This is a genomic window from Pectobacterium actinidiae (genome assembly GCF_000803315.1).
GTDB classification, from domain to species: domain Bacteria; phylum Pseudomonadota; class Gammaproteobacteria; order Enterobacterales; family Enterobacteriaceae; genus Pectobacterium; species Pectobacterium actinidiae.
Window position 1 is genome coordinate 2,648,635 of the sequence record NZ_JRMH01000001.1, and the last position, 25,937, is coordinate 2,674,571.

At 51.3% G+C, this 25,937-nt stretch carries 19 protein-coding genes and 1 other RNA gene; 9 read left to right on the forward strand and 11 right to left on the reverse strand.

Annotated features, from left to right (window positions below; genetic code table 11):
* The 7 genes from KKH3_RS11255 to sufA form a co-directional block, all read right to left on the reverse strand.
* Positions 1-1,023: a L,D-transpeptidase family protein gene (locus tag KKH3_RS11255; protein WP_039359485.1), complete on the reverse strand. Its 1,023-nt coding sequence runs from the start codon at positions 1,021-1,023 to the stop codon at positions 1-3.
* A 599-nt stretch (positions 1,024-1,622) separates the two neighbouring features.
* Positions 1,623-2,039, reverse strand: a complete 417-nt coding sequence (gene sufE, locus KKH3_RS11260; protein ID WP_039359488.1) for a cysteine desulfuration protein SufE — start codon at positions 2,037-2,039, stop codon at positions 1,623-1,625.
* 33 nt (positions 2,040-2,072) lie between these two features.
* A complete protein-coding gene (gene sufS / locus KKH3_RS11265) occupies positions 2,073-3,296 on the reverse strand; it encodes a cysteine desulfurase SufS (RefSeq protein ID WP_039359492.1) in 1,224 nt (407 codons plus the stop codon).
* Entirely contained in the window at positions 3,296-4,642 is a 1,347-nt protein-coding gene (sufD, locus tag KKH3_RS11270; RefSeq protein ID WP_039359494.1) for a Fe-S cluster assembly protein SufD, read from the reverse strand. The genes sufS and sufD overlap by 1 nt, the downstream gene beginning before the upstream one ends.
* Positions 4,617-5,363 carry a Fe-S cluster assembly ATPase SufC gene (gene sufC / locus KKH3_RS11275; RefSeq protein ID WP_039359497.1) on the reverse strand — a complete coding sequence of 249 codons (747 nt, stop codon included), beginning with the start codon at positions 5,361-5,363 and terminating at the stop codon, positions 4,617-4,619. Before sufC ends, sufD begins: the two co-directional genes overlap by 26 nt.
* 97 nt (positions 5,364-5,460) lie before the next feature.
* On the reverse strand, positions 5,461-6,960 hold the full coding sequence (sufB, locus tag KKH3_RS11280; protein WP_039359500.1) for a Fe-S cluster assembly protein SufB: 1,500 nt from the start codon (positions 6,958-6,960) through the stop codon (positions 5,461-5,463).
* Positions 6,961-6,973: 13 nt separating this feature from the next.
* Positions 6,974-7,345 carry a Fe-S cluster assembly scaffold SufA gene (gene sufA, locus KKH3_RS11285; protein WP_039351732.1) on the reverse strand — a complete coding sequence of 124 codons (372 nt, stop codon included), beginning with the start codon at positions 7,343-7,345 and terminating at the stop codon, positions 6,974-6,976.
* 427 nt (positions 7,346-7,772) lie between these two features.
* Between sufA and KKH3_RS11290 the strand changes: the two genes are divergently transcribed.
* On the forward strand, positions 7,773-8,174 hold the full coding sequence (locus tag KKH3_RS11290; RefSeq protein WP_015840662.1) for a hypothetical protein: 402 nt from the start codon (positions 7,773-7,775) through the stop codon (positions 8,172-8,174).
* Between the two features lie 72 nt (positions 8,175-8,246).
* Here KKH3_RS11290 and menI read toward each other — a convergent pair whose 3' ends face one another.
* Together menI and ydiJ are read right to left on the reverse strand one after the other, a co-directional pair.
* Positions 8,247-8,663 (reverse strand): 1,4-dihydroxy-2-naphthoyl-CoA hydrolase, encoded by a 417-nt coding sequence (menI, locus tag KKH3_RS11295; protein ID WP_039359503.1) that lies wholly within the window; start codon positions 8,661-8,663, stop codon positions 8,247-8,249.
* Entirely contained in the window at positions 8,663-11,716 is a 3,054-nt protein-coding gene (gene ydiJ, locus KKH3_RS11300) for a D-2-hydroxyglutarate dehydrogenase YdiJ (RefSeq protein WP_039359505.1), read from the reverse strand. Before ydiJ ends, menI begins: the two co-directional genes overlap by 1 nt.
* Positions 11,717-12,002: 286 nt before the next feature.
* Between ydiJ and ydiK the strand changes: the two genes are divergently transcribed.
* From ydiK to apbE, 3 genes are all read left to right on the forward strand, one after another.
* Positions 12,003-13,112 carry an AI-2E family transporter YdiK gene (gene ydiK, locus KKH3_RS11305; RefSeq protein ID WP_039359508.1) on the forward strand — a complete coding sequence of 370 codons (1,110 nt, stop codon included), beginning with the start codon at positions 12,003-12,005 and terminating at the stop codon, positions 13,110-13,112.
* A gap of 313 nt (positions 13,113-13,425) precedes the next feature.
* Positions 13,426-13,537, forward strand: an RNA gene (rprA, locus tag KKH3_RS21740) — antisense sRNA RprA.
* Positions 13,538-13,627: 90 nt separating this feature from the next.
* The gene (gene apbE, locus KKH3_RS11310; protein WP_039359511.1) at positions 13,628-14,674 is read left to right on the forward strand and encodes an FAD:protein FMN transferase ApbE; all 1,047 of its coding nucleotides are present in this window, start codon (positions 13,628-13,630) and stop codon (positions 14,672-14,674) included.
* Between the two features lie 172 nt (positions 14,675-14,846).
* On the opposite strand, the gene ppsA is transcribed toward apbE, so the two are convergent.
* The gene (gene ppsA, locus KKH3_RS11315) at positions 14,847-17,225 is read right to left on the reverse strand and encodes a phosphoenolpyruvate synthase (RefSeq protein ID WP_039359513.1); all 2,379 of its coding nucleotides are present in this window, start codon (positions 17,223-17,225) and stop codon (positions 14,847-14,849) included.
* 300 nt (positions 17,226-17,525) lie between these two features.
* On the opposite strand from ppsA, the gene ppsR reads away from it, so the two are divergent.
* The 3 genes from ppsR to KKH3_RS11330 all read left to right on the forward strand — a co-directional run bounded on the left by ppsR (position 17,526) and on the right by KKH3_RS11330 (position 21,771).
* On the forward strand, positions 17,526-18,347 hold the full coding sequence (ppsR, locus tag KKH3_RS11320; RefSeq protein ID WP_039359514.1) for a posphoenolpyruvate synthetase regulatory kinase/phosphorylase PpsR: 822 nt from the start codon (positions 17,526-17,528) through the stop codon (positions 18,345-18,347).
* Positions 18,348-18,539: 192 nt separating this feature from the next.
* The gene (locus KKH3_RS11325) at positions 18,540-19,592 is read left to right on the forward strand and encodes a 3-deoxy-7-phosphoheptulonate synthase (protein WP_039359516.1); all 1,053 of its coding nucleotides are present in this window, start codon (positions 18,540-18,542) and stop codon (positions 19,590-19,592) included.
* A 367-nt stretch (positions 19,593-19,959) separates the two neighbouring features.
* Positions 19,960-21,771: a glycoside hydrolase family 13 protein gene (locus KKH3_RS11330; RefSeq protein WP_039359519.1), complete on the forward strand. Its 1,812-nt coding sequence runs from the start codon at positions 19,960-19,962 to the stop codon at positions 21,769-21,771.
* Positions 21,772-21,810: 39 nt separating this feature from the next.
* Here KKH3_RS11330 and KKH3_RS11335 read toward each other — a convergent pair whose 3' ends face one another.
* Entirely contained in the window at positions 21,811-22,524 is a 714-nt protein-coding gene (locus tag KKH3_RS11335) for a GntR family transcriptional regulator (protein WP_039359522.1), read from the reverse strand.
* A gap of 297 nt (positions 22,525-22,821) precedes the next feature.
* Between KKH3_RS11335 and KKH3_RS11340 the strand changes: the two genes are divergently transcribed.
* Positions 22,822-24,411: an alpha-glucoside-specific PTS transporter subunit IIBC gene (locus KKH3_RS11340; protein ID WP_039359525.1), complete on the forward strand. Its 1,590-nt coding sequence runs from the start codon at positions 22,822-22,824 to the stop codon at positions 24,409-24,411.
* Positions 24,412-24,413: 2 nt separating this feature from the next.
* On the forward strand, positions 24,414-25,736 hold the full coding sequence (locus KKH3_RS11345) for a 6-phospho-alpha-glucosidase (RefSeq protein WP_039359528.1): 1,323 nt from the start codon (positions 24,414-24,416) through the stop codon (positions 25,734-25,736).
* Positions 25,737-25,937 lie beyond the last annotated feature (201 nt).

A 25,937-nucleotide genomic window follows, 5' to 3' on the forward strand; every position in this document is an offset into this window, starting at 1 on the left:
TTACCGAGCGGTGGTGTTGATCGCCGTGATTGGCGCAACCTGAGGCGTTTTAGGCGCTTCTGGAGCCGATTCTACAGGTGGCTGATAGGTATTGATGTCTTGCCCTACGCTAACCACGATTGGCATGCCTGAACGACGCACAATCGCATCAGCAACAGCTTTACTGTCCGTCTCCGCGTCCTTAACAAACTTCTTCGTCTTCGCCGTCAGCGTAATCGGCATGGTTTGTGGATCATCCTTATCGGTCTTCGACAGAGGCTGATGCACTTCAACGTAGCGTTTGCCATCGGGTTCAACGGACGTTTTAATCGCATCGTTAACAATCTGTACTCGCGTACCGACTGGCACGTTGTCGAACAACGCTTTGATGTCATCCGGGCGCAGACGAATACATCCAGAACTTACACGCATGCCAATACCGAAGTCCGCATTCGTACCGTGCAGTAGATAAACGCCGCCGTGCGCTGACAGACGCAACGCGTGTAACCCCATCGGGTTATCAGGGCCAGCCGGAACGACAGCAGGCAGTTTAATGCCCTGCTCTTCGAGATAATGCTTACGGATGTTCGCCGTTGGCGTCCAGGTCGGGTTTTCACGCTTCTCGCTTATGCTGGTCGTCATCAGTGGCGTGTTGCGCCCCAACTGACCAATGCCGATCGGGTACACGATGACGGTATTCTTCCCTTTCGGGTAGTAGTAGAGGCGCAGCTCCGCCAGATTGACCACAATGCCTTCACGCGGGGTATCCGGTAGCAGCATTTGCGTTGGGATCGTGATCGTGGAACCTGCTGTCGGCAAGTAAGGATCCACGCCGGGATTCGCTTCCATCATGCCCAACAGACCAATCTTGAAATCCGCAGCGATCGCCTCCAGAGGACGGCCATCATTGGGGACCGTATAAGCGACATTCTCGCCGATAAGGCGGCTATTAGGGGGTGGTAGCGGGTATTCTGTCGCTTTAGCGGCGGTGCTGGCCAGATATGCCGCAAAGGCCATACCAAGTAAAGTTAACGCGCGTTTCATATTAGGTTCCCTACATCACAGCTATACCCGTCATACTTCAAGCTGCTTGTGCGTTGGCTGCCCTTACTCACCCCAGTCACTTACTTGTGTAAGCTCCTGGGGATTCGTGCGCTTGCCGCCTTCACGCAACTCGAATTATTTAGGGTATAATATATTAATTATCAACAACATCCGGTTCTATACCCAGAATGCAGTATCCGGCTGGCTATACCCTGTTACCCCCGTCATACCTCAAGTTGCCTGTGCGTTCGCCTTGCTGCAACCCGAATTTTTCAGGAGATATCTGGTGTCAATGCGGCTATTTTGCCCCTTTCCACCAAGCGTGGGTATATATTAGCATTGTTGTAACAAAAGAATATTTTATTTAAAAATCAAAGCATTGATATTCAATTCTTTACAAAGCCGAGTCAGAATAAAATTTAATGAAAAATAAATATACGGGACGAATTCTGAAATATCAGCGGGTTAATAAATTCAACAAAAAACAATAGCGTGCCGTTGGTAAAAATCAGTGAATACAAAAACAAAAAAGCGCTGGACGTTTTTTCCGTCACAGCGCTTTTTTTATACTCCAGGAAAGCAGAAAACAGGGGAGAAAATTAAAGCAGTGCCGCAGCATGCGCACGAATCGCGCGCAGCATCGCCTCAAGCCCCTGAGAGCGCGATGGCGTCAGGTGTTGATTCAGCGCCAGCGATTCAAAGAATGGCCGCACATCCAGCTCAACAATCTCCTGCGCCGTCAGCCCCTGATACAGGCTGAAAACCACCGCAATCAGCCCCTTAACAATAGCGGCATCGCTGTCGCCGTGCAGGATGATAATGCCCTGCTCATCAGGCTGCGCCACAATCCAAACCTGGCTCTGGCACCCTGAAATCAGGTTATCAGGATTACGCCACGCATCGGGTAATGGATCAAGACGCTCCCCTAACTCGATGATATAAAGATATTTCTCTTCCCAGTCATTACAGCGCGCAAAATTGCGCGCCAGTTTCTGCGGTTCTGGCAGACTCGCCATGCTTTCCTCCCCGAACAGATCAGCGCGCGGCGCTTAACTGCCCAGCAATCGATGGATACGTTGCAATCCGGCAACCAGCCGGTCAATTTCTTCGCGTGTAGTATAAACGGCCAGCGAGGCGCGGCACATACTGGGAACACCATAGTGTTCCATCAGCGGCATCGCGCAATGGTGGCCGGTGCGAATCGCAATACCGTACCGATCGAGGAAACTTCCGACATCATAGGCATGGTGCTGCCCAAGGTTAAACGCAATCACGCCGTGACGCTCAGCAGGGCCGTACAGTGTCAGATCGGGCACCTGCGTTAACGCTTCCAGCGCATACTGCATCAGCGAGGATTCATAACGTTGAATGTCTTCACGCCCCAGTGCCGTCACGTAGTCCAACGCGGCGCCTAAGCCTATGATACCGCCCGTGTTAGGCGATCCCGCTTCAAAGCGCCACGGCGAATCGGCATAGGTGGTGCCTGTACGCAGGCTCACCTGACGAATCATCGCCCCGCCGCCTTCCCACGGCGGCATGGCCTGAAGCAGGTCACGTTTGCCGTATAGCACGCCAATACCCGAAGGGCCGTAGATCTTATGGCCTGAAAAGACAAAGAAATCACAGTCCAGATCCTGCACATCGACAGGCTGATGCATAATCGACTGCGCGCCATCAACCAACACGACCGCGCCCGCCGCTTTTGCTTGCGCGACAATGGCTTTTACCGGATTCAGCGCACCAAGTACGTTAGAGATCTGCGTCACCGCCAGCAAACGAGTACGTTCATCCAGCAATGCGGGAAGCTGAGCAACATCCAGCGAACCATCTTCGGCCAACGGCAATACGCGAACCTCGACGCCACGCGCTTCCGCCAGCATCTGCCAGGGAACGATATTCGCGTGGTGTTCCATCTCGGTGATGATCAGGTTGTCGCCTGGCTGGATGAAGGTGCGGCCATAACTGTTAGCCACCAGGTTGATGGCCTCCGTCGTCCCGCGAACAAAAACAATCTCTTCTGCTGAGGCGGCATTGATAAAGGACGCCACCTTTTCGCGCACGGCTTCCATCGTGCTGGTCGCCTGTGCGCTCAGCGTATGAATGCCGCGATGCACCGCGGCGTATTCATGACGATAGAATTCAGCTTCGCGATCGATAACCGAATGCGGCTTTTGCGCACTCGCCGCGCTATCAAGATAGGCTAACGGCTGACCGTTAACCTCACTTGCCAGCAACGGGAAATCGGCGCGAACCCGTTCAATAGGATAACTCATCATACCGCCTTGCCGGCATTCGCCAGCGCGTTAGGCAAACGCTGCGCGATACGTTCCAGAACCACATCTCGCAGAGACTCGTTTTCAATCGCTTCTGTGACTTCCGCCGCAAAGGCGAAGATGATCATCTGTTGCGCATCCTGCTGCGTAATACCGCGGGAACGCAGATAGAACAGCTGTTCTTCGTCCATGCGGCCAATGGTGGCACCGTGACTGCATTTCACATCATCTGCGTAAATTTCCAACTGCGGCTTGGTGTCGACTTCAGCCAGTCGACCCAGCAACAAGTTGTTGTTGGTCATCTGCCCATCAGTTTTCAGCGCGTGCGGCGCAACTTTGATCATGCCGTTAAACACCGCTCTGGCGCGATCGTTGACGATGACCTTATGCAACTGACGACTTTCGCCATAGCCCTGATTGTGCTCAAGATACGTTCGCGTATCACACACTTCACTACCGACAGGCAGAATAAGGCTATTCATGGACAGATTCGTGCCTTCGCCGTTCAACTGAGCGCTGGTGTTATGACGCGTCAGCCCCGCTCCCAGCAGAAAACTGTGGCTGCGAACCCGGGCATCACGCGCCAGAACCAGATCGTTATGCGCAAAGTGGTAACCCGCAGCCGCTTCAAACGCCAGTTTATAGTGGCTAACCTGGCTATTTTCCGCCGCATTCACCGTCAGACGTGCGCCAGTAAAGTGCGCATGCTCATCCAGACTGACATAGTGCTCGATAATTTCCGCGCTCGCGCCACGCTCAACGTTCAGATGATGACGATGGTGAGCCGTGTTCAACGCGGCCGCCTGACTGCTGCTGATGTGCAACAGGTAAAGCGGTTTTTCCGCCTGCTGTCCGGCAGCCAGACGAATCAGCGTACTCGTGCTAGCCAAACTTTCGGTGAGGTGCAGAAACACTTCAGACTGGATGGCCGCGGGCAACACGCCACGCGCACGCGACGCCTGTACGTCAACCTGATAAGGGCCCCAGACGCTGTCGCTGAGTTCGGCATTGAATACGCCATCGACAAACACCAGACGCCAGCTATCCACGGCTAATGCCAAGGCATCTACCGCTGCACGATCGAGAGACGGTGCCTGTGGCGCGACAAATTCGTTGCTCAGCAAACCATCCAGCGGCGTGTATTTCCAGTGCTCATGCTTACGGTGCGGTAAGCCAAGACGTATCACGTCCTGCCAGTGCTGGTTTGCATCTTCAGAACGACGCGACGCATCACGCTCAAACAGGCCATGCCATTGTTGCAGCGCCTGCTCTTGCTTCTGGGCGATGCTGGTTTTACCCGTCGCGTTGTCGTTCGTCACATTATTGCTCGTCGGTAAGCCAGCCATAGCCTTGCTCCTCCAACTGTTTCACCAGCGAGAAATCACCCGATTTCACAATACGTCCCTGATACAGAACGTGGACGTGATCCGGTTTGATGTAATCAAGAATACGCTGGTAGTGCGTGACGATGATGAACGAGCGTTTGCCGTCGCGCAGGGAATTCACGCCGTTAGAGACGATTTTCAATGCATCGATGTCCAGCCCGGAGTCAGTTTCATCCAGAATGCACAGATCCGGCTCCAGCGCCGCCATCTGCAGGATGTCGTTACGCTTCTTCTCGCCGCCGGAGAAGCCCACGTTGACCGAACGGGTCAACAAGTCTTCCGGCATATTCAACAGCTTGATCTTCTCTTCGATAAAGTCGGCGAAGTCAAAGCGATCCAGCGGTTCCTGCTCGCGGTATTTACGTACCGCGTTAACGGAGGTTTGCAGGAAGAACTGGTTGCTGACGCCGGGGATCTCGACAGGGTACTGGAACGCCATGAAGACGCCTTCGCCCGCGCGATCTTCTGGAGCCAACTCCAGCAGATCTTTCCCTTTGAAGCTGACAGAGCCGTCGGTCACTTCATATTCTTCACGTCCCGCTAGCGTCGCGGAGAGCGTACTCTTTCCTGAGCCATTCGGGCCCATAATCGCGTGGACTTCACCCGGCTTAATAGTGAGATTAAGCCCTTTGATGATCTCTTTGCCTTCTACGCTGACTTTTAAATTTTCGATGCTTAACATGCTTATTCCTTCCAACGCTCAATGTGGCGAGCGCTTAATGAATTCCGGGACCGATGATTCTCATTATTCGTCTGTGAAAATCCCGGTAACCGCCGAATTAACCCACGCTATGTTCCAGGCTAATCGCCAGTAACTTTTGTGCTTCTACCGCGAATTCCAGCGGCAATTCAGAGAAGACGTCCTTACAGAATCCGTTCACGATCATCGAGATGGCATCATCTTCGCTGATACCGCGTTGCAGACAGTAGAACAGCTGGTCTTCGCCAATTTTCGAGGTCGTCGCTTCGTGCTCCAGCTGCGCAGTATTGTTGCGCACTTCCACATACGGGAAAGTGTGCGCGCCACACTCGCTGCCGATCAGCATAGAGTCACACTGGGTGAAGTTACGGGCGTTGGTCGCGCTCGGCATGATCTTCACCAGACCACGGTAGGTGTTCTCACTGTGTCCGGCGGAAATCCCTTTAGAGATAATGGTCGAACGGGTGTTTTTACCGATGTGGATCATCTTGGTGCCGGTATCGGCCTGCTGACGACCGTTGGTCAACGCGACAGAGAAGAATTCGCCGACGGAGTAATCACCGCGCAGAATAACGCTCGGGTATTTCCAGGTGATCGCTGAACCCGTTTCTGACTGCGTCCATGACATTTTTGAATGCTCGCCTGCACACAGCGCGCGCTTGGTCACGAAGTTCAGAATCCCGCCTTCGGCGTCATCTTTACCGGAGAACCAGTTCTGCACCGTGGAATATTTCACTTCGGCATTCTTGTTGATGATGACTTCCACCACGGCGGCGTGCAACTGGTAGGTGTCACGAACCGGCGCGGAGCAGCCTTCGATGTAGCTGACGTAGCTGTCATCATCGGCGATCAGGATCGTACGCTCGAACTGACCGGTTTTCGCCGCGTTGATGCGGAAATACGTCGACAGTTCCATCGGGCAGCGCACGCCTTTCGGGATGTACACAAACGTGCCGTCAGAGGCGACCGCCGAGTTCAACGCCGCAAAGAAGTTGTCGTTCGCCGGTACCACCGTACCGAGATACTGACGCACCAGCTCAGGATGTTCCTGAATCGCCTCGCTGAATGAACAGAAGATAATGCCTTTTTCAGCCAGCTCATGCCGATACGTGGTCGCCACGGATACGGAGTCGAAAATGGCATCGACCGCCACTTTCTTGCCTTCACGAACAGGAACACCCAGCTGATTAAACGCATTCTCTACTTCACTGGTCAGATAATTATTCACGTCCGTAATCCCGGATTGCTGCTTAGCGCCGGGCTCAGAGCCGCAGCTGTCATCGCAGTTACCGCAGGAAGGCGCGGAATAATAGCTATAGTCCTGATAGTCCAGTTTCTCGTAATGGGCTTTCAGCCAATGCGGTTCTTCCATCTCCAGCCACGCTTTGTAGGCGTTGAGACGGAATTCCAGCATCCACTCAGGTTCGTTACGCTTCGCCGAGATCGCCCGTACGACATCTTCGTTGATGCCGTGCGCCAACTCATCGGTTTCCAACTGCGTGAAGAAACCTTCTTTATAGCGTCCATCACCCATCCAGATCTGGACATCATCAGGTACATCTACCGTGCTACGTGCCATAATTTTTCATCACTTAAATGCCAAAGCTTTCGCCACATCCACAAGCATGCTGCGCTCTGGGATTATTAAACTTGAATATCTGATTCAGCCCTTCACGGACAAAATCAAGTTCTGTGCCGTCAATGAAAGGCATCGCTTTCAGTGGGACATACAGTTTTGCACCATCACGTTCGAAAACCAGATCGTCGGTTTCGAACTCCTGTACCAGATCCAGCACGTAGCCAAACCCCGCACAGCCTGATTGTTTAACGCTGAGACGCAGTCCTTGCACGGCCTCATTCTGCTTCGCCAGATTCTTAATCTGCTTCACGGCACTATCTGTCAGCGTCAGTCCTTGCCAGACATTTTCATCCAGTGAAAACGTCCCTACATTTTCCGCTTGCATATGGAATACCTCATTGCGTGTGGTACCAGTTTTAGGCTGGTTTCCCCTAATGTTAGTGATAATGAAACTAGCTTCAACCTCTTGTTTCGCAGGGCTATTCGTAACATTTCGGTTTTTAGCGAGCCAATAGCGCTATTTTACACGTCTCTGACGCGCCAAACAACGCGGCAAAAAATCAACTAACCAATTGATAATAAATGAATTAACAGCATCACCCTTATCTCTTTCGGGAAGGTGAAAATTATCATCTCGTTATCATTATTATAACATTTATCGGCGATACCTATTTGTAAAACAGGGAAGGTATATGAAGATTTATATGATTTCCGATCATACTTTTGACGTTAAAAACACATTTTGCCCATTGATCATGGCCTTTTTTATCAATATGATAATGATTATCATTTCATATTCAGGATCGATAACCATGCTTTCCGTGAATGCCTGGCTGCACCACCAAATTGACGAATATAAATTTCAGATCCGCGATGCCACCGTTGATTTTTATATGGCGGAAGCTCGCCTGAACCGTCCAGGAAGCAATATTGACCATTTACGTCGCTATCATAACGCCTGCATGGACATGGTTGAACTCTGTCTGAGAAATGGCGATGACGACAGCTATCTGCATGCGCTGGTCAAGCTGCACAATCGGTTGATTAAAGAGATTAATAATGAAGGGCGTTGCCACCTCTTTCGCGTGCAAAGCTACTACTTTGCCCGTAATACGCTGAAGTCGATTTGCCATCAGTTGAGCATGCAAGGTTCATGGGATAAAGCCACCGCGTTTCAGACGGATTTTGTTAAGCGCGTACCGTTTCTCCCCTGAAGCGCAATGTTTTCTCATCTTCCCAGAACAACGGAACCAGACCCGCCAGCAGCCTGGTTTCGTGTCTTATGTTTATGGCGTAATGACCGATGTCGTCAGACGTGAAATACAGCACAGGCGATTCTGATTATCAAAAATCTCAATCTGCCACACCTGGCTACGACGGCCAACGTGCAGCGCGCGGCACACGCCCCGCACCTCACCTTCACGTACGGCTCGCAGGTGATTGGCATTGATCTCCAGTCCTACCACCTGCTGATCGCCTTCAGAACACAGATAACCCGCCACAGAACCCAGCGATTCTGCCAGCACGACGGACGCGCCGCCGTGCAGCAGGCCAAATGGCTGACGCGTGCGAGAGTCCACTGGCATCACCGCTTCCAGAACATCATCCGCAATATGGGTATAACGAATACCGACATGACCCACCATACACGTTTGGCTCTGTTGATTAAGCTGTTCAAGCGTAATCTGTCGTTTCCACAGCATCAGAGAATCTCCAGCAAGGCCTGTAGCGGATGGCGCAACGCACTGCCTTCCATGCGTTTCACCTGACTGCGACACGAATAGCCAGTGGTCAGGCAGCGTTTCTGCGGTAACTTCTGCAACACCTGCTGCCAGGACAGCGCATAGATGCCCTGCGAGTTGGCGAGATTTTTGGTTTCATGCCCATAGGTTCCCGCCATGCCACAACACCCGACGCTGACATTCTCCAGCTTTGCGCCAAAGCGCGAGAAAATATCGGACCACTGTTTAGTGCTGATCGGCAACGCCGTGGTTTCCGTACAATGCCCCAGCAGATACCAAGATTCGCCGGTGGCAGGCTGCGGCGTGCTATCTGCCAACGCCGTTACCAACCATTCATGCACCAGTTGCACCTGGAAATCGCCACGTTTCTCACCCAGAATTTCACGGTATTCGTCGCGATAGCACAGCACCAGCGCCGGATCGACACCCACCATCGGCATCCCCAGTTTGGCTACGCGGTTCAGGAAGTCTGCTGTCTTCGACGCCGTTTTGGCAAAACGTTGTAGGAAGCCTTTAATGTGCTGCGCCTTTCCGTTCGGCGAGAACGGCAGCAGAACCGGTTTCAACTTCAGTTTTTCGATCAGGTGGACAAAATCGGCCACTACCTGCGCATCGTAATAGCTGGTGAATGGATCCTGCACGATCAACACATACTGCTGACGCGCCGCTTCCGGCAACTGTTCCAACTGTTCCAGCGTGGTGTTGACACCGCTATGCCCGGCAAACTGCTGACGCAGCGACGGCGACGACAGTAAGGGCAAATCGACCATACCAATCTGGCTGCGGCTCAGGTTATTCAGCAGCGGCATTTTCAGGAAGAAGTTAAACGTCTTCGGGCTACGTGCCATCAGTGGCGCATAGCTTTCGACACCCGCCACCAGATAATCACGAACCGGGCGCAGATAGCGCGTGTGATAAAGCTGTAAGAAACGGGAACGGAAACCGGGCACGTCAATTTTGATAGGGCACTGCGTTGAACAGGCTTTGCACGCCAGACAGCCCGACATCGCCTCTTTAACTTCATGTGAGAAATCGTAGTCACCCTGCTTCGCCTGCCAGGTGTTGCGGGTTTTCTGGATAAAGGCACGCAGGCTCAGCTTCTGCTGCGGCAAGGCGTTCTCCAAAGCAACCGGATCGACGCCCTGCTCCGCCAGCAGGCGTAACCATTCACGCACCAACGTCGCACGGCCTTTCGGCGAATGAATACGGTTGCCGCTGATTTTCATCGACGGACACATTGGGCTACGGGCATCAAAGTTAAAACACAGTCCGTTACCGTTACATTCCATCGCACCACGGAACGCGGTACGCACTGTCAGTGGGATCGTGCGATCAAACGTGCCGCGTTTGACCGCATCGACTTTCATCATCGGCGCATCCACATCCAGCGGCGCACAAATTTTTCCAGGGTTAAGTCGGTTATCAGGGTCGAACGCCGCCTTGATGCGACGCAACTCGGTATACAGCTCCGGCCCAAAAAATTCAGGGCTATATTCGGCGCGGAAACCTTTACCGTGCTCACCCCACAGCAGACCGCCATATTTGGCCGTCAGCGCGACAATCTGGTCGGAAAGCTGCTTCATCAGCATTTCCTGTTGCGGGTCGCACATATCCAGCGCGGGACGAACGTGCAGCACCCCAGCGTCCACATGGCCGAACATGCCGTATGTCAGGTTATGGCTGTCCAGCAGCGCGCGGAATTCTTCGATGTAATCCGCCAGATGCTGTGGCGGCACGCAGGTGTCTTCTGCAAACGGAATCGGCTTTGCCAGCCCTTTACTGTTACCCAGCAGCCCGACAGCTTTTTTCCGCATGGCATAAATACGTTCGATTCCGGCAAGGTCATTACAGGTTTGGTAACCAATCACCCCGCCTTCACCGGTCTCCAGCAGCGTGTCCAGTCGCTGACAGAGCGCGTCGACCTGCCCGTTAATCAGCGCTTCATCATCCCCCGCGAACTCAACGATGTTCAGGCCGAGCATTTCCTGATTAGGCACATCGGTAATCAGTTCGCTGACGGAATGCCAGACGATATCTTCACGGGCAAGGTTTAAGACTTTGGAATCTACAGTTTCAACCGACAGCGCTTTCGCTTCTACCATGAATGGCGCATTGCGCAACGCTGAGTTGAAGGAATCGTATTTGATATTGACCAGACGACGGCTCTTCGGCAGCGGCGTGATATCGAGCTTCGCTTCGGTGATAAACGCCAGCGTGCCTTCAGCCCCGGTCAGAATACGCGTCAGGTCAAAGGTACGGAGATCGTCGCTGAATACATGGCGCAGGTCATAACCCGTCAGAAAACGGTTCAGCTTAGGGAACTTGTCAATAATTAACGCACGCTGTTCGCGACAGCGGTGCAGCACCGTATGGTAAATGCGACCGAGGGTGGAATCTTCTAACGCCAGTTTCTCTGCCAGCTCGACCGACATCGCTTGCGTATCCAGCATTTCGCCGCCCAGCAGAACCGCACGCAGCCCCAGTACATGGTCTGAGGTTTTACCGTACACCAGCGAACCTTGCCCTGATGCATCGGTATTGATCATACCGCCCAGCGTCGCTCGGTTACTGGTCGACAGTTCAGGTGCGAAGAAATAGCCATAAGGCTTCAGGTACTGATTAAGCTGATCTTTAATGACGCCAGCTTCGACGCGTACCCATCCCTGCTCAGGATTGATCTCCAGAATGCGGTTCATATAACGCGACATATCGACCACGATGCCGCGATTCAACGCCTGACCGTTCGTTCCTGTTCCGCCACCACGTGGCGTAAAGGTCAACCCTGAAAAACGCGTCTCACCCGCCAGCCGCGAGAGGATCGCCACATCGGCGGTTGAGCGGGGGAAAACCACCGCATCCGGTAAAAGTTGATAAATGCTGTTATCCGTCGCCATCGTCAGACGATCGGCATAATTGGTCGCCGTATCGCCCGTGAATCCATTTTTCTTCAATGCTTCCAGAAAATTAAGCACCGGCTGGACCAGCCCGGGAGATTGTGTGATCTGTGGGATCATTATTTTTTGACCCTGTCCGTACATGATGTGTTTGCCAATATGTCGTGATATACCTGATATAGCCGCCCTTTCATCGGGGACATGACGTTTTATCACATTTCGCAATCGTGTGCGCTCTCGGATCGGCAAAAACATACAGCGTGTTGGCTAACCGTAGTTTCACCAACAAAATGTTCAACAAGCTGTCAAAACACTTAGAAATATCTCATGATGACATTGTGATTAAATCACTTCACCCAAACCACCTCACCTTCAGCCTTTTCTTTTGCTATTGAGGAACCATTCGTTGAGCAAATATTCTCAACCACCACGATTTGACCTGGCCAGAATCCTGTTCAGTCTGGTGTTTATTACCATCATGATTATTGCCTGTTTTTGGGTGGTGCAGCCTTTTATTCTGGGGTTCGCCTGGGCATGTATGGTGGTCATTGCCACCTGGCCGATGCTGATTAAATTTCAGGCGCTATTATGGGGGCGACGTTCTCTGGCTGTTCTTGTCATGACGCTGCTGCTTATCCTGCTATTTATTGTCCCGATTGCCGTTCTTGTCAGCAGTGTGGTGGATAACAGCTCGGCGCTAATGAGTTGGGGAGCCAGACAGGAAAATTTTTCTCCGCCAACGCTGGAGTGGCTGACGTCAATCCCTTTAGTCGGTGATAAATTATTCAACAGCTGGCAGACGCTGTTGCAAAGCGGCGGCAGCGGTTTGTTCGCCAAGGTGCAACCTTATTTTGGTAAAACCGCGACCTGGCTGGTCGCACAGGCTGCGCATGTCGGGCGTTTTCTAATGCACTGCTCCCTAATGCTGATCTTTAGCGCCCTGCTCTATTACAAGGGGGAAGCCGTTGCGAAGGCCGTACGACATTTCGCTATCCGGTTGGGACAGGAGCGCGGTGATGCCGCCGTGATTCTGGCGGCGCAGTCGATTCGTGCCGTCGCACTGGGTGTGGTGGTAACGGCCATCGTGCAATCGGTCTTAGGCGGAATTGGTCTGGGGCTATCCGGGATTCCCTACACCACACTATTAACTGTTCTGATGTTCCTATGTTGCCTGGCGCAGTTGGGGCCTCTTCCGGTACTTATCCCTGCGATTATCTGGCTATATTGGACGGGCGATACCACCTGGGGCACTATCCTGCTGGTATGGAGCTGCTTCGTTGGCACAATCGATAATATTATTCGCCCGGTCTTAATCAGAATGGGAGCCGATCTTCCTATGCTGCTGATTCTTTCTGGTGTGATTGGCGGGTTGTTGGCCTTTGGTATGATTGGGATATTTATTGGCCCGGTCGTCCTCGCGGTTTCCTATCGTCTGCTGTTTGCCTGGATGCGCGAAATCCCCGAACCGCAAAACATCCTCTCCGTTAATACATCCAACACACCAAATAAAAAGTAAGACCAGCAATCAGTGTTTTATCTTCGCGTGGGCGGTGCGCCGCCTACGCCTCCCCCCTTCCGCCATTGCTTCTTCGGTACTATTTTCGACACTATTTTTCAGCATTATTATTCCCCTACTTTCTCAATAGGTAAAATTAGCTAATGATTAACCCTCTATTCTTGGGGATTAGTCCTAAAAATTTTGATATCATTTCTCTAATGCATCAATATTATTGACAATATAAAAACGCTGACAGGTGAACTCTTAAAAAACAATTAACTATTAGGATGATTCTTAATGACTGAATAGCGCATAATCCATAGGATTAATAACGGAGCTAGTATTAACCTACTGTTTGTCAATGAGGTTTCCTCCTCGTCAGAGTTAGTAACGAATTGCTGTGTGTAGTCTTTGCCCATCCCCTGAGATGGGCTTTTTTTTCCTTTCATTTGTCTTCCATTCAATTACGCCTCATCCCTTTTTTGTTACTCTCCTGTCTGCCTATCCTCAGTTCAGTTTTTCAGGAGTTTTTCATGATGCCTCGCGCCGCGAAGATATTGCTACTCTGTGGCTTATTCAGCCTTCTGGCAGCCTGCGATAATCCAGCACCGACGACACAACGACCGCTGTTGACCATTGAAGGCAAAACCATGGGAACGTTTTACAGCGTAAAAATCAGCGGCGACATCAGCGAAGATAAAACGCAGCTACAACGGGAAATTGACGCGCTGCTCGAACAGGCCAATAACGACATTTCTACCTATCGTGATGATTCAGTACTGTCGCGTTTTAATCAGTATCGGGGAACAGATCCACAGCCCATCAGCAATGGCATGGCGGATATCATTCTGGCCGCATTGCGTATCGGTAAAGCCACTCACGGCGCGATGGATATCACCGTCGGCCCACTGGTGAATCTCTGGGGGTTCGGCCCGCAGAAGCAGCCTACGCGGATCCCCAGCCAACAGCAGATCGATGTAGCACGGCAACATGTCGGGCTGCGCCACCTGAAACTGATCGGTGACGAAAAAGGCGAGTGGATTCAGAAAGACCTTCCTGATTTGTATGTCGATCTCTCCACATTGGGTGAAGGGTACGGCGCAGACGTTCTCGCGCAGCTCATGACGCGTAAAGGGATCACCAATTATCTGGTTTCCGTCGGCGGTGCGATTTCCAGCCGAGGGGTGAACGCCGAGGGTACGCCGTGGCGGGTAGCGATTCAGAAGCCAACTGACCAGGAAAATGCAGCACAGGCGGCAGTAAATTTGCAGGGTTATGCAATCAGCACTTCCGGCAGCTATCGGAATTATTTTGAGGAAGACAGCAAGCGCTATTCTCACGTTATCGATCCCGAGACGGGCAGACCGATTACTCATCAGTTGGTTTCTGCAACCGTGATTGCCCCAACGGCGTTAGAAGCGGACGGCTGGGATACCGGTTTGATGGTGTTGGGAACGGAGAAGGCGTTGAAGCTGGCGGAGCAGCAAGGGCTGGCAGTTTATCTGATTACCAAAACGGATAAGGGCTTTAGCGCGGTAATGACGCCACAGTTCAAATCCTTCCTGATTGCGGCACCGTAAGAAACATCAAGGCCAACGGCAGCCCCATAGTGATAAGAGCGAGATACACGGGGCTAACACAGAGTGAGGCATCCCTGCGGGAACCTCATCTCCGTGTTTCCCCTAAAATCTGACATCGTCGGTTGCTATGACGCCCGGCAGTCACCAAGCGTCATAGCATTCACCGTACAAATTACTTGTGCTCGGCCAGATTCAGCCAGGTTTGCACCACGGTGTCTGGGTTGAGCGACAGGCTATCGATGCCCTGCTCCATCAGCCAGAGCGCGAAATCTTCGTGATCTGACGGGCCCTGACCGCAAATACCGACATATTTACCCTGTTTTTTGGCGGCCTTAATCGCCATCGACAGCAACGCCTTCACCGCATCGTTACGTTCATCAAACAGTGACGATACTACGCCGGAGTCGCGGTCCAGACCCAGCGCCAGCTGCGTCATGTCGTTCGAACCGATGGAGAAACCATCAAAGCGTTGCAGGAATTCATCGGCCAACAGCGCGTTGGACGGAATTTCGCACATCATGATGATTTTCAGGCCGTCTTCGCCACGGCGTAAACCCTGACTTGCCAGCTCGGCAATCACCGCTTCCGCCTGCGCCACGGTACGAACAAACGGGATCATGATCTCAACGTTCTTCAGACCCATCACGTTACGCACGCGTTTGACCGCTTCGCATTCCAGCGCAAAACAGGCCTTGAAGTCCGGCGACACATAACGACCCGCACCGCGGAAGCCCAGCATCGGGTTTTCTTCTTCCGGCTCATAGCGCTCACCGCCAACCAGATTAGCGTATTCGTTCGATTTAAAATCGGACAGACGGACGATGACGCGCTTCGGCGAGAATGCCGCTGCCAGCGTTGCGATCCCTTCCACCAGACGACCTATGTAGAATTCCACCGGATCGTCGTAGCCCTGCATCAGCGTTTTAATCTCGCGTTGCAGTTCAGGGGCTTGCTGGTCGAATTCCAGCAGCGCACGCGGGTGCACGCCAATCATGCGATTAATGATGAATTCCAGACGCGCCAGACCGACGCCATCGTTTGGCAGGCAAGCGAAATCAAATGCGCGGTCAGGGTTACCTACGTTCATCATGATTTTCAGCGGCAGTTCAGGCATTTCATCAATCTGTGAACTCTTCACGGAGAAGTCCAGCAGATCCTGATACACATAACCGGTGTCGCCTTCCGCACAGGACACAGTCACTTTCTGCCCTTTGCGCAAACGCTCGGTCGCATCGCCACAACCCACGACGGCCGGGATGCCCAGTTCGCGTGCGATAATCGCCGCGTGACAGGTACGCCCGCCGCGATTGGTGACAATCGCCGCCGCTTTCTTCATGATCGGTTCCCAATCTGGGTCGGTCATGTCGGTTACTAGCACGTCTCCCGCATTGATCAGGTGCATCTCGCTGATGTCCTGAATCACTTTGACTTCACCCGCGCCGATACGGTGGCCGATCGCACGGCCTTCCACCAGCACCGTGCCGCTAGCAGGCAGATGATAGCGCTCCATAACCTGACCGTTGGAACGTACGGTTTCTGGACGTGCCTGCACGATATAGAGTTTGCCAGTGTGGCCGTCTTTCGCCCACTCGATGTCCATCGGGCGGCCGTAGTGTTTCTCAATCAGCAGTGCCTGACGCGCCAGCGCCTGCACTTCGTCATCCGTCAGACTGAAACGTGTCGTTTGTTCTGTCGGCACATCTTCAATCCGTACCTGCTTGCCATGTTCCTGGCTGGCGGCATACACCATACGGATTTTTTTCGATCCCATATTACGGCGCACAATCGCCGGTTTATTGTTCTGCAAGGTCGGCTTATGAACATAGAACTCATCCGGGTTCACCGCACCCTGCACCACCATTTCGCCCAAACCGTAAGCCGAGGTAATAAACACCACCTGATCAAAGCCAGATTCGGTATCGATGGTGAACATCACGCCTGCGGAGGCCAGATCGGAACGCACCATACGCTGTACGCCCGCCGACAGCGCTACGCCACGGTGGTCATACCCCTGATGTACACGATAGGAGATCGCGCGATCGTTAAACAGCGATGCAAATACGTGCTTCACCGCCACCATCACCGCGTCAATACCCTGCACGTTCAGGAAGGTTTCCTGTTGGCCGGCAAAGGACGCATCCGGCATATCTTCTGCCGTGGCGGAAGAACGCACGGCAAATGAGGCGTCTTTCTCACCATCGGCCAGTTGCTGATAGGCGTCACTGATTGCCTTTTCCAGCTCCGGCTGGAATGGCGTATCAATAATCCACTGGCGAATCTGCGTACCAGCACTGGCCAGTTGATTCAGATCGTCAATGTCGGTGCGATCGAGCAGCTCATAAATACGCTGGTTAATCCCGCTTTGATTAAGAAAATCATTAAACGCCTGCGCCGTTGTCGCAAAGCCGTTGGGAACGGCTACGCCCAATCCTGAAAGGTTGGTGATCATTTCACCCAGAGAGGCATTTTTGCCCCCCACCCTTTCAACGTCGTGCATACCGAGTTGGTTATACCAAAGGACATTACGCAAATCAGGGCCGTTATTGGACATCGAAAATAATCCTTTCTGCATACAATTAGGGTATGAAAGAGTTCGGTTGAGAATCGCCTCAACGCAATCAGGTTAGCATAGCGTTTTGATGAACATGGACAGGTGAATCGATCAACCTATGAAAAAAAACTGATTTCACGGCGAATGATTGCTTAATGCGGTAAAAATCCAATATCGTACAAGATTAGCATTCTTTATCATGAAGATAATGAAATGGCGTTTTAATAAAAGTATTATCGAAATGCAATTTTTGACGAGGTTAATGTGTTCGAGCTGTCGGCAATATCACAAGGGGGTTATGTGGAAAGAAGCGTATTTTATGTCTCGGACGGTACAGCCATTACGGCAGAAGTACTGGGTCATGCGGTGTTATCCCAGTTCCCCGTGAATACGGTTAGCTATACCTTACCTTTCGTGGAAAGTGAAGCTCGCGCCAAAGCCGTGTGTGAGCAAATCAATACGCTCTATCGGCAAACCGGTGTGCGCCCGCTGGTGTTTTACTCCATCGTCACACCAACCGTGCGTAACATTATTACCAGCAGCGACGGATTTTGCCAGGACATCGTACAGGCGCTGGTTGCCCCTTTGCAGGAAGAATTGAACACGCCGCCGACGCCGATTGCCAACCGTACTCACGGTTTGACGGCCAATAACCTTAGCAAATACGACGCCCGTATCGCCGCTATCGATTATACGCTGGCGCACGATGACGGTATTTCGCTACGCAATCTCGATCAGGCACAGGTGATTCTGCTGGGTGTGTCACGCTGCGGTAAAACGCCGACCAGCCTGTATCTGGCGATGCAATTCGGCATTCGCGCCGCCAACTATCCTTTTATTGCCGATGATATGGACAATCTGCGCCTGCCCGACGCGTTGAAGCCTTTCCAACACAAACTGTTCGGGCTCACGATTGATGCCGAGCGGCTGGCGGCCATTCGGGAAGAACGCCGGGGCAACAGCCGCTATGCTTCGTTGCGCCAGTGCCGTATGGAGCTCAGCGAAGTCGAGGCGCTATTTCGCAAACATCAGATTAAATATCTCAATACCACCAATTATTCTGTTGAGGAAATCTCCGCCAAAATCATCGACATTCTCGGCATGAGCCGAAGAATGTACTAGTACATGATAGATTTTTTACCCTGATGCGGTTGTAATGTGCGCCATTTCGTTTATTGTGTGCACCATCACTTCCCGGCATTTCGCCGCTGCGAAGCAACCCTTTTAGTCGGAAACATTGTCTGAAAACACCGCGATGTCTATGCATTTCCAGCGATGACAGGTTTTCGGCTTGACCGTATTCAGAGACAAAACATGCAACAAACAGATGAACTGCGGAGCGCGCGCATCGAGAGTCTGGTTACGCCTCAAACGCTACTTGCCAGACTCCCGATTACCCCCACCATTGCCGAAAATGTCACCTCGTCACGCAAAAAAATTGAAGCCATTCTAACCGGTCAAGATCCCCGTTTACTCGTCGTGGTTGGCCCGTGTTCCATCCATGACACCGATAGTGCGCTAGATTATGCACGCCGTCTGGCTGCGCTACGCACGAAGTATCAGGACAGGTTGGAAATCGTCATGCGTACCTATTTTGAGAAACCGCGTACGGTGGTGGGCTGGAAGGGGCTGATTTCCGATCCCGCGCTCAATGGAACCTTCCAGGTGAACGACGGGCTGGAAATTGCACGCCGCCTGCTGCTGGACATTAATCAGCTTGGCTTGCCGACCGCGACGGAATTCCTCGATATGGTCACAGGTCAATATATCGCCGACCTGATTAGCTGGGGCGCGATTGGCGCAAGAACGACCGAAAGCCAGATCCACCGGGAAATGGCCTCGGCGCTGTCCTGCCCTGTTGGCTTCAAGAATGGGACGGACGGTAATACGCGCATCGCCGTCGATGCGATTCGTGCCGCGCGCGCCCAGCACATGTTCCTCTCGCCGGATAAGCAGGGCTTCATGTCAGTCTACAAAACACAAGGCAACCCGTTTGGCCACATTATTATGCGCGGCGGGAAAAAACCGAACTACCACGCGCAAGATATCGCCGCCGCCTGCGCTCACCTGCGTGAATTCTCGTTACCCGAACATCTGGTGATCGATTTTAGTCATGCCAACTGTCAGAAACAGCATCGCCGTCAGCTCGATGTTGCCGATGACATCTGCCAACAAATTTGCGCTGGTTCACGCGCCATCGCGGGCATCATGGCGGAAAGTTTCTTAATCGAAGGCAACCAGCCGGCGATCAATCCTCTGGCATTGACGTATGGGCAATCCATCACCGATCCTTGCCTGAGCTGGCAGGATACCGAAACGCTGCTGGCACGTCTGGCGGACGCCGTCGACAGCCGATTTCAGGCTTAATCCCCTCCCCCCTGTAGTTCATCGCCACAGGGGGAGAGAGAGTATGTCATTTCTTCTCATCGCTTCGCGGTGCAATAGCATTTCCTCCCTCTTTTAGCCGATGAATAATAGGGTGATATTAGTTTTCACGCTTATTTTTTTACAGAAAAGAACATGTAGACGTAGTATTTCCCTGGCAACTATAAGTTGACCATATACAAGCATGGAGTAAAGTCATTAATAGAATCCAGAATAGGATTCATTATTTACATTTATTTGCCCATGCTCGACAGGGGTAGTCTTATTTCTGTACAACGGCCTACTGGTGATATGGCATGGCTGTTTTCATTCAGCCAAATTACAATATTAAATACGTGATTTAATTACTATGACGATACTTACTACTCGAATTACGCTCAGTACAATACTGGCGGCAGGATTATCATTCTCAGCCGTTAATTATGCGGCAACAAATCATAATGAGCAGGATACAAAGACGGTAATAGCCGTCAATGATGGCGTTTCTGCGCATCCCGTGTGGTGGAAAGAAGCTGTGTTCTATCAGGTTTATCCACGTTCATTTAAAGACAGTAACGGTGATGGGATTGGTGATCTTAAAGGCCTGACCGAAAAGCTCGATTATTTAAAAACACTCGGTATTAATGCCATCTGGATTAACCCCCATTATGATTCACCGAATACCGATAACGGATACGATATTCGTGATTATCGAAAGATAATGAAAGAATATGGCACAATGGATGACTTCGACAACCTCATTGCAGAAATGAAAAAGCGTGATATGCGACTAATGATAGATGTTGTCGTTAATCACACCAGCAATGAACACAAATGGTTTGTTGAAAGTAAGAAATCAAAAGATAATCCTTATCGCGACTATTACATTTGGCGCGATGGTAAAGATGGCACACCGCCTAATAATTACCCCTCCTTCTTCGGCGGTTCCGCCTGGCAGAAAGATAACGTAACACAGCAATATTATTTACACTATTTTGGCGTACAGCAGCCCGATCTGAATTGGGATAATCCCAAAGTACGTGAAGAAGTGTACGATATGCTGCGTTTCTGGATTGATAAAGGCGTTTCCGGGCTACGTATGGATACCGTAGCAACCTTCTCTAAGAATCCGGCATTTCCCGATCTCACGCCAGAACAATTGAAAAACTTCGCTTATACCTACACACAAGGTCCAAATCTGCACCGTTACATTCAGGAAATGCACCAGAAGGTGCTGGCAAAATACGACGTCGTTTCCGCAGGTGAAATTTTCGGTGTACCGCTTGAAGAAGCGGCCCCGTTTATCGATCAACGTCGTAAAGAGCTCGATATGGCCTTCTCATTCGATCTTATCCGTCTCGATCGCGCCGTAGAAGAAAGATGGCGACGGAATGATTGGACGCTATCCCAGTTCCGTCAGATCAACAATCGACTGGTCGATATGGCCGGGCAATATGGCTGGAATACTTTCTTCCTGAGCAACCATGATAACCCGCGTGCTGTATCACACTTCGGTGACGATCGCCCTGAGTGGCGTATCCGTTCTGCTAAAGCGTTGGCAACCCTAGCGTTAACACAGCGAGCGACCCCGTTTATTTATCAAGGGGACGAATTGGGCATGACCAACTATCCGTTTACCTCCTTGTCTGAATTTGATGACATTGAAGTTAAAGGTTTCTGGCAGGACTTTGTAGAGACCGGAAAAGTGAAACCTGATGTCTTTTTGGAAAACGTGAAACAAACGAGTCGCGATAACAGCCGAACCCCATTCCAATGGAGCAATGCGGAACAGGCGGGCTTTACTACAGGTACGCCCTGGTTCCGTATTAACCCCAACTACAAGAACATCAATGCAGAGGATCAAACGCAAAACCCAGATTCCATCTTCCATTTCTACCGTCAGCTGATCGCACTGCGTCACGCCACGCCGGCGTTCACCTACGGAGCCTATCAGGATCTCGATCCGAATAATAACGAGGTACTTGCTTATACTCGTGAACTCAACCAGCAACGTTATCTGGTTGTGGTGAACTTTAAAGAGAAACCGGTGCATTACGCGCTGCCGAAAACGCTTTCCATCAAGCAAACACTGTTGGAAAGTGGGCAGAAAGATAAGGTAGCACCGAATGCAACCTCACTTGAGCTCCAGCCGTGGCAGTCAGGTATTTATCAGTTGAACTGACACAACGTCCGCTCGTCGTATCCCGATGAGCGGACGAATTTACAGCGAAAGCTTATTACGCTGCATATAAAAGCTAACCTGATAATCATGTACGTTATAAATCATAATCGAAAAGTCGAGATACGCGCCTTCAACCGACTGCGAAAGAGAGGTCATTTGTAGCAACGGCGCGCCCTCGCTCACGCTCAATAAACGTGCCACCGACACATCAGCCAAAATCGGCGAGAAAACCTCGTAGCAACCGGCAATCTCAATATGTTTTTCGTCCTCGATATAAGCGAATTTCGATCCCTGCAAATGCTTTACCGACAGCTCAGGAAAGAGAGCAACCGGTAAATAGCTGTCTTCCAACATACAAGATTTACCGTCCACGTAGCGAATACGCCGCGCAAAGTAGATCTTTTCATCTGTCCGAAGCCGCAACTGTCGGGCAATCGCTGGCGGCGCGGGGATAATACGAAAATCCACGACGTCATTCGTCGTCGTACGACCAATCAAACGCATATGTTCGGCAAAACTGTTCAGCGCGTGACTCTCATGCTGGACATCTTTTTGCAGAATATAGGTTCCACTCCCGTGGCGACGATCCAGTAGCCCTTCAGCCACCAGCAACTCTAGTGCTTTACGCACGGTCATCCGCGAAACGGAGAATTCTTTCGCCAGATGTTTCTCCGCTGGCAACACCTCACCCACGCGAAATTCTGCGGAATTAATGCGTGAACGAATCTGTTCGGCAATAAATTTATAGATCACTTTTAGACCTCCCTTTCCTCTTTCCGATGCCATAATATTCACCTGACATCCTTAATTTTTACTTCCTAATCATAGTATTACGTTTCTTTTACCGCCAACGCTCTCCTGTACAGAATAAACAGGTCTGCAAGACGGCCAAAAGCTATACCTCTTCCCGCGCGCCAACTTGTTGATTGAGTTCACAAATCATCGATACATGCTCTGTTCGTGTAAGCCAACCTGCTTATTCTCACTACAGAACGCGTTATCTAGACCAAAAAAAATTTCCCTACAAACATAAAAATGAAGGACACCATTATGCTCAGTCAAATTCAGCGGTTTGGTGGCGCAATGTTCACACCCGTGCTGCTATTTCCTTTTGCCGGTATCGTCGTCGGGTTGGCGATCATGCTGTCGAATCCCATACTTGTCGGTGAGTTAGCCAACCCGGACAGTCTATTTTTCCAGATAGTTTATGTGATTGAAGAAGGCGGATGGACCATCTTTCGCAATATGCCACTGATTTTTGCTTTCTGTCTGCCGATTGGATTGGCAAATCACTCACCTGCCCGAGCGTGTCTGGCTGCACTGGTTTCCTACCTGACCTTTAATTATCTCATTCAAGCAATGGCGACCCAATGGGGCGGCTATTTCAATATTGATTTCAGCGCCGAGATCGGCGGTATGAGTGGATTAACGACGATCGCAGGCATCAAAACGCTGGATACCAGCATTATTGGCGCTATCGTCATCTCCGCCTTTATCACCGCGCTTCACAACCGTTATTACAATAAAACGCTGCCAGTTTATCTCGGCATATTTCAAGGCACTGCTTTTGTGGTCATCATCAGCTTCCTGCTGATGCTACCAGCCGCCTGGTTGACCTTACTTATCTGGCCTAAAATCCAGATGGGAATCGCGTCCCTTCAGGGATTACTGCTGGCATCGGGCGCTGCCGGAGTCTGGGTATACACGTTTCTGGAACGCATTTTAATCCCCACCGGACTGCATCATTTCGTTTACGGACCGTTTATCTATGGTCCCGTTGCAGTAGAAGGCGGTATTCAGGTTAACTGGATCGCCAATATTCAGGCTTTTAGTCAGTCCACACTGCCATTGAAGACGCTCTTTCCCGTTGGTGGATTCGCGCTGTTTGGCAACGCGAAGATCTTTGGTGCCATAGGTATCGCCGCAGCCATATACGCCACAGCCAGCCCTGAAAACAAAAGCAAAGTTGCAGGCTTGCTGATCCCTGCCGTACTTACCTCCGTGCTAGTGGGTATCACCGAACCACTTGAATTCACTTTCCTGTTCATCGCCCCTTTTCTGTTCGCGATCCATGCTGTGCTGGCCGCCACGATGGCCACCGTGATGTATATGCTGGGCGTAGTCGGCAATATGGGCGGCGGATTGATTGAAATCGCCACGCAGAATTGGCTCCCCATGTTCCACCATCACGCCATGAATATGGTCATCCAAGTCAGCGTCGGCATCCTGTTCTCTTTTCTCTATTTCCTGATTTTCCGCGCCGTGATTTTGCGTTTCAACATCAAAACACCGGGACGGGAAGACAGTGAAATTCGCCTCTACTCAAAAGCGGATCTTGCTGGAAAAACCACGCCTCAACACATGACACAACACGCAGCACAACAGGACGAAGCCAAAGCGTATCTGACCGCATTGGGCGGAGCAGAAAACATCGCTAGCCTCACCAACTGCGCAACCCGTTTACGCATCACGCTGGCAGACCCAACGCTAATGCAGCCCGATGACGTATTCCGCCAGCTCGGCGCACACGGCGTCGTCCGCAACAGTCACGCCATTCAGATTATCGTCGGCCTGTCGGTTCCTCAGGTACGCGATCGTCTGGAAAATCTCATGCACAACACACATCCTATGGAGATTTAACCATGAAAAAATTTTCAATTTTGATCGCAGGCGGCGGCAGTACTTTTACCCCAGGCATTGTTCTCATGCTACTGCAAAATCAGGATCGTTTTCCGATCGGTACGCTGAAATTTTATGACAACGACAGCGCGCGTCAGGAAATCGTCGCCGAAGCCTGCAAAATTTTGCTGCAAGAGCAGGCGCCTGAAATCAAATTTAGCTATACCACCGATCCACAAACCGCATTTACCGACGTGGACTTTGTGATGGCACACATTCGCGTCGGTAAGTACCCCATGCGCGAACTGGATGAAAAAATTCCGCTGCGTCACGGCGTGGTTGGGCAAGAAACCTGCGGCCCGGGCGGGATTGCCTACGGTATGCGCTCCATTGGCGGCGTGCTTGAACTCGTGGATTATATGGAGCAGTACTCACCACAGGCGTGGATGCTAAATTACTCCAACCCAGCGGCAATCGTGGCAGAGGCGACCCGCAAGCTACGTCCCAATGCGAAAATACTCAATATCTGTGATATGCCAATCGGCATAGAAGGCAGAATGGCAGACATCCTTGGCCTGAAATCACGTAAGGAGATGACGGTACGCTACTACGGACTGAATCACTTTGGCTGGTGGACATCGATTCAGGATAAAGACGGTAACGAGTTACTGCCAACTATCCGCGAACACGTCGCGCAACATGGCTATATTCCACTGACGGTTGAGAACCATAACGAAGCAAGCTGGAACGATACGTTTGCCAAAGCAAAAGATGTCTGCGCACTCGATCCGCAGACGCTACCCAATACTTACCTGAAATATTATTTCTTCCCCGATTATGTCGTGGCGCATGCCAATCCTGACTATACGCGAGCCAATGAAGTGATGGCCGGACGGGAAAAACAGGTATTTGGCGCCTGCCGTGCCATCACTGAAGCGAAATCGGGTACGGCTGGCGATCTCGAAATTGATGAACATGCGTCTTATATTGTCGATCTGGCACGCGCTATCGCATTTAACACGCGAGAAAGAATGCTATTGATTGTTGAAAACAACGGTGCGATACGTAACTTTGATCCTAGCGCGATGGTGGAAATTCCGTGTCTCGTCGGAAGCCACGGGCCAGAGCCGCTGCAAATAGGCGACATCCCTACCTTCCAAAAAGGATTAATGAGCCAACAGGTTGCCGTCGAAAAACTGGTGGTTGAAGCCTGGGAAGAAGGGTCGTATCAAAAGCTGTGGCAAGCGCTGACATTGTCCAAAACAGTTCCCAGCGCCAGCGTCGCCAAAGCCATTTTGGACGATCTGATTGATGCCAACCGCGATTTCTGGCCTGAATTACACTAACCGTAAATGACTTCCGCCCCTTCTTATCGCGAAGGGGCTTCCTCCTGCTACTTTCTCGTTATTTCGCGACACATAAACTCCTCTCCCAATTTCCCTTATTCCACTTATTAAGAAAACTTCACTTGAGGTTGCGTTTTTGTTACATGAAAATGATTCTCATTCATTGCTATAATCAATACGACAACGATTAAGGGAACGAAC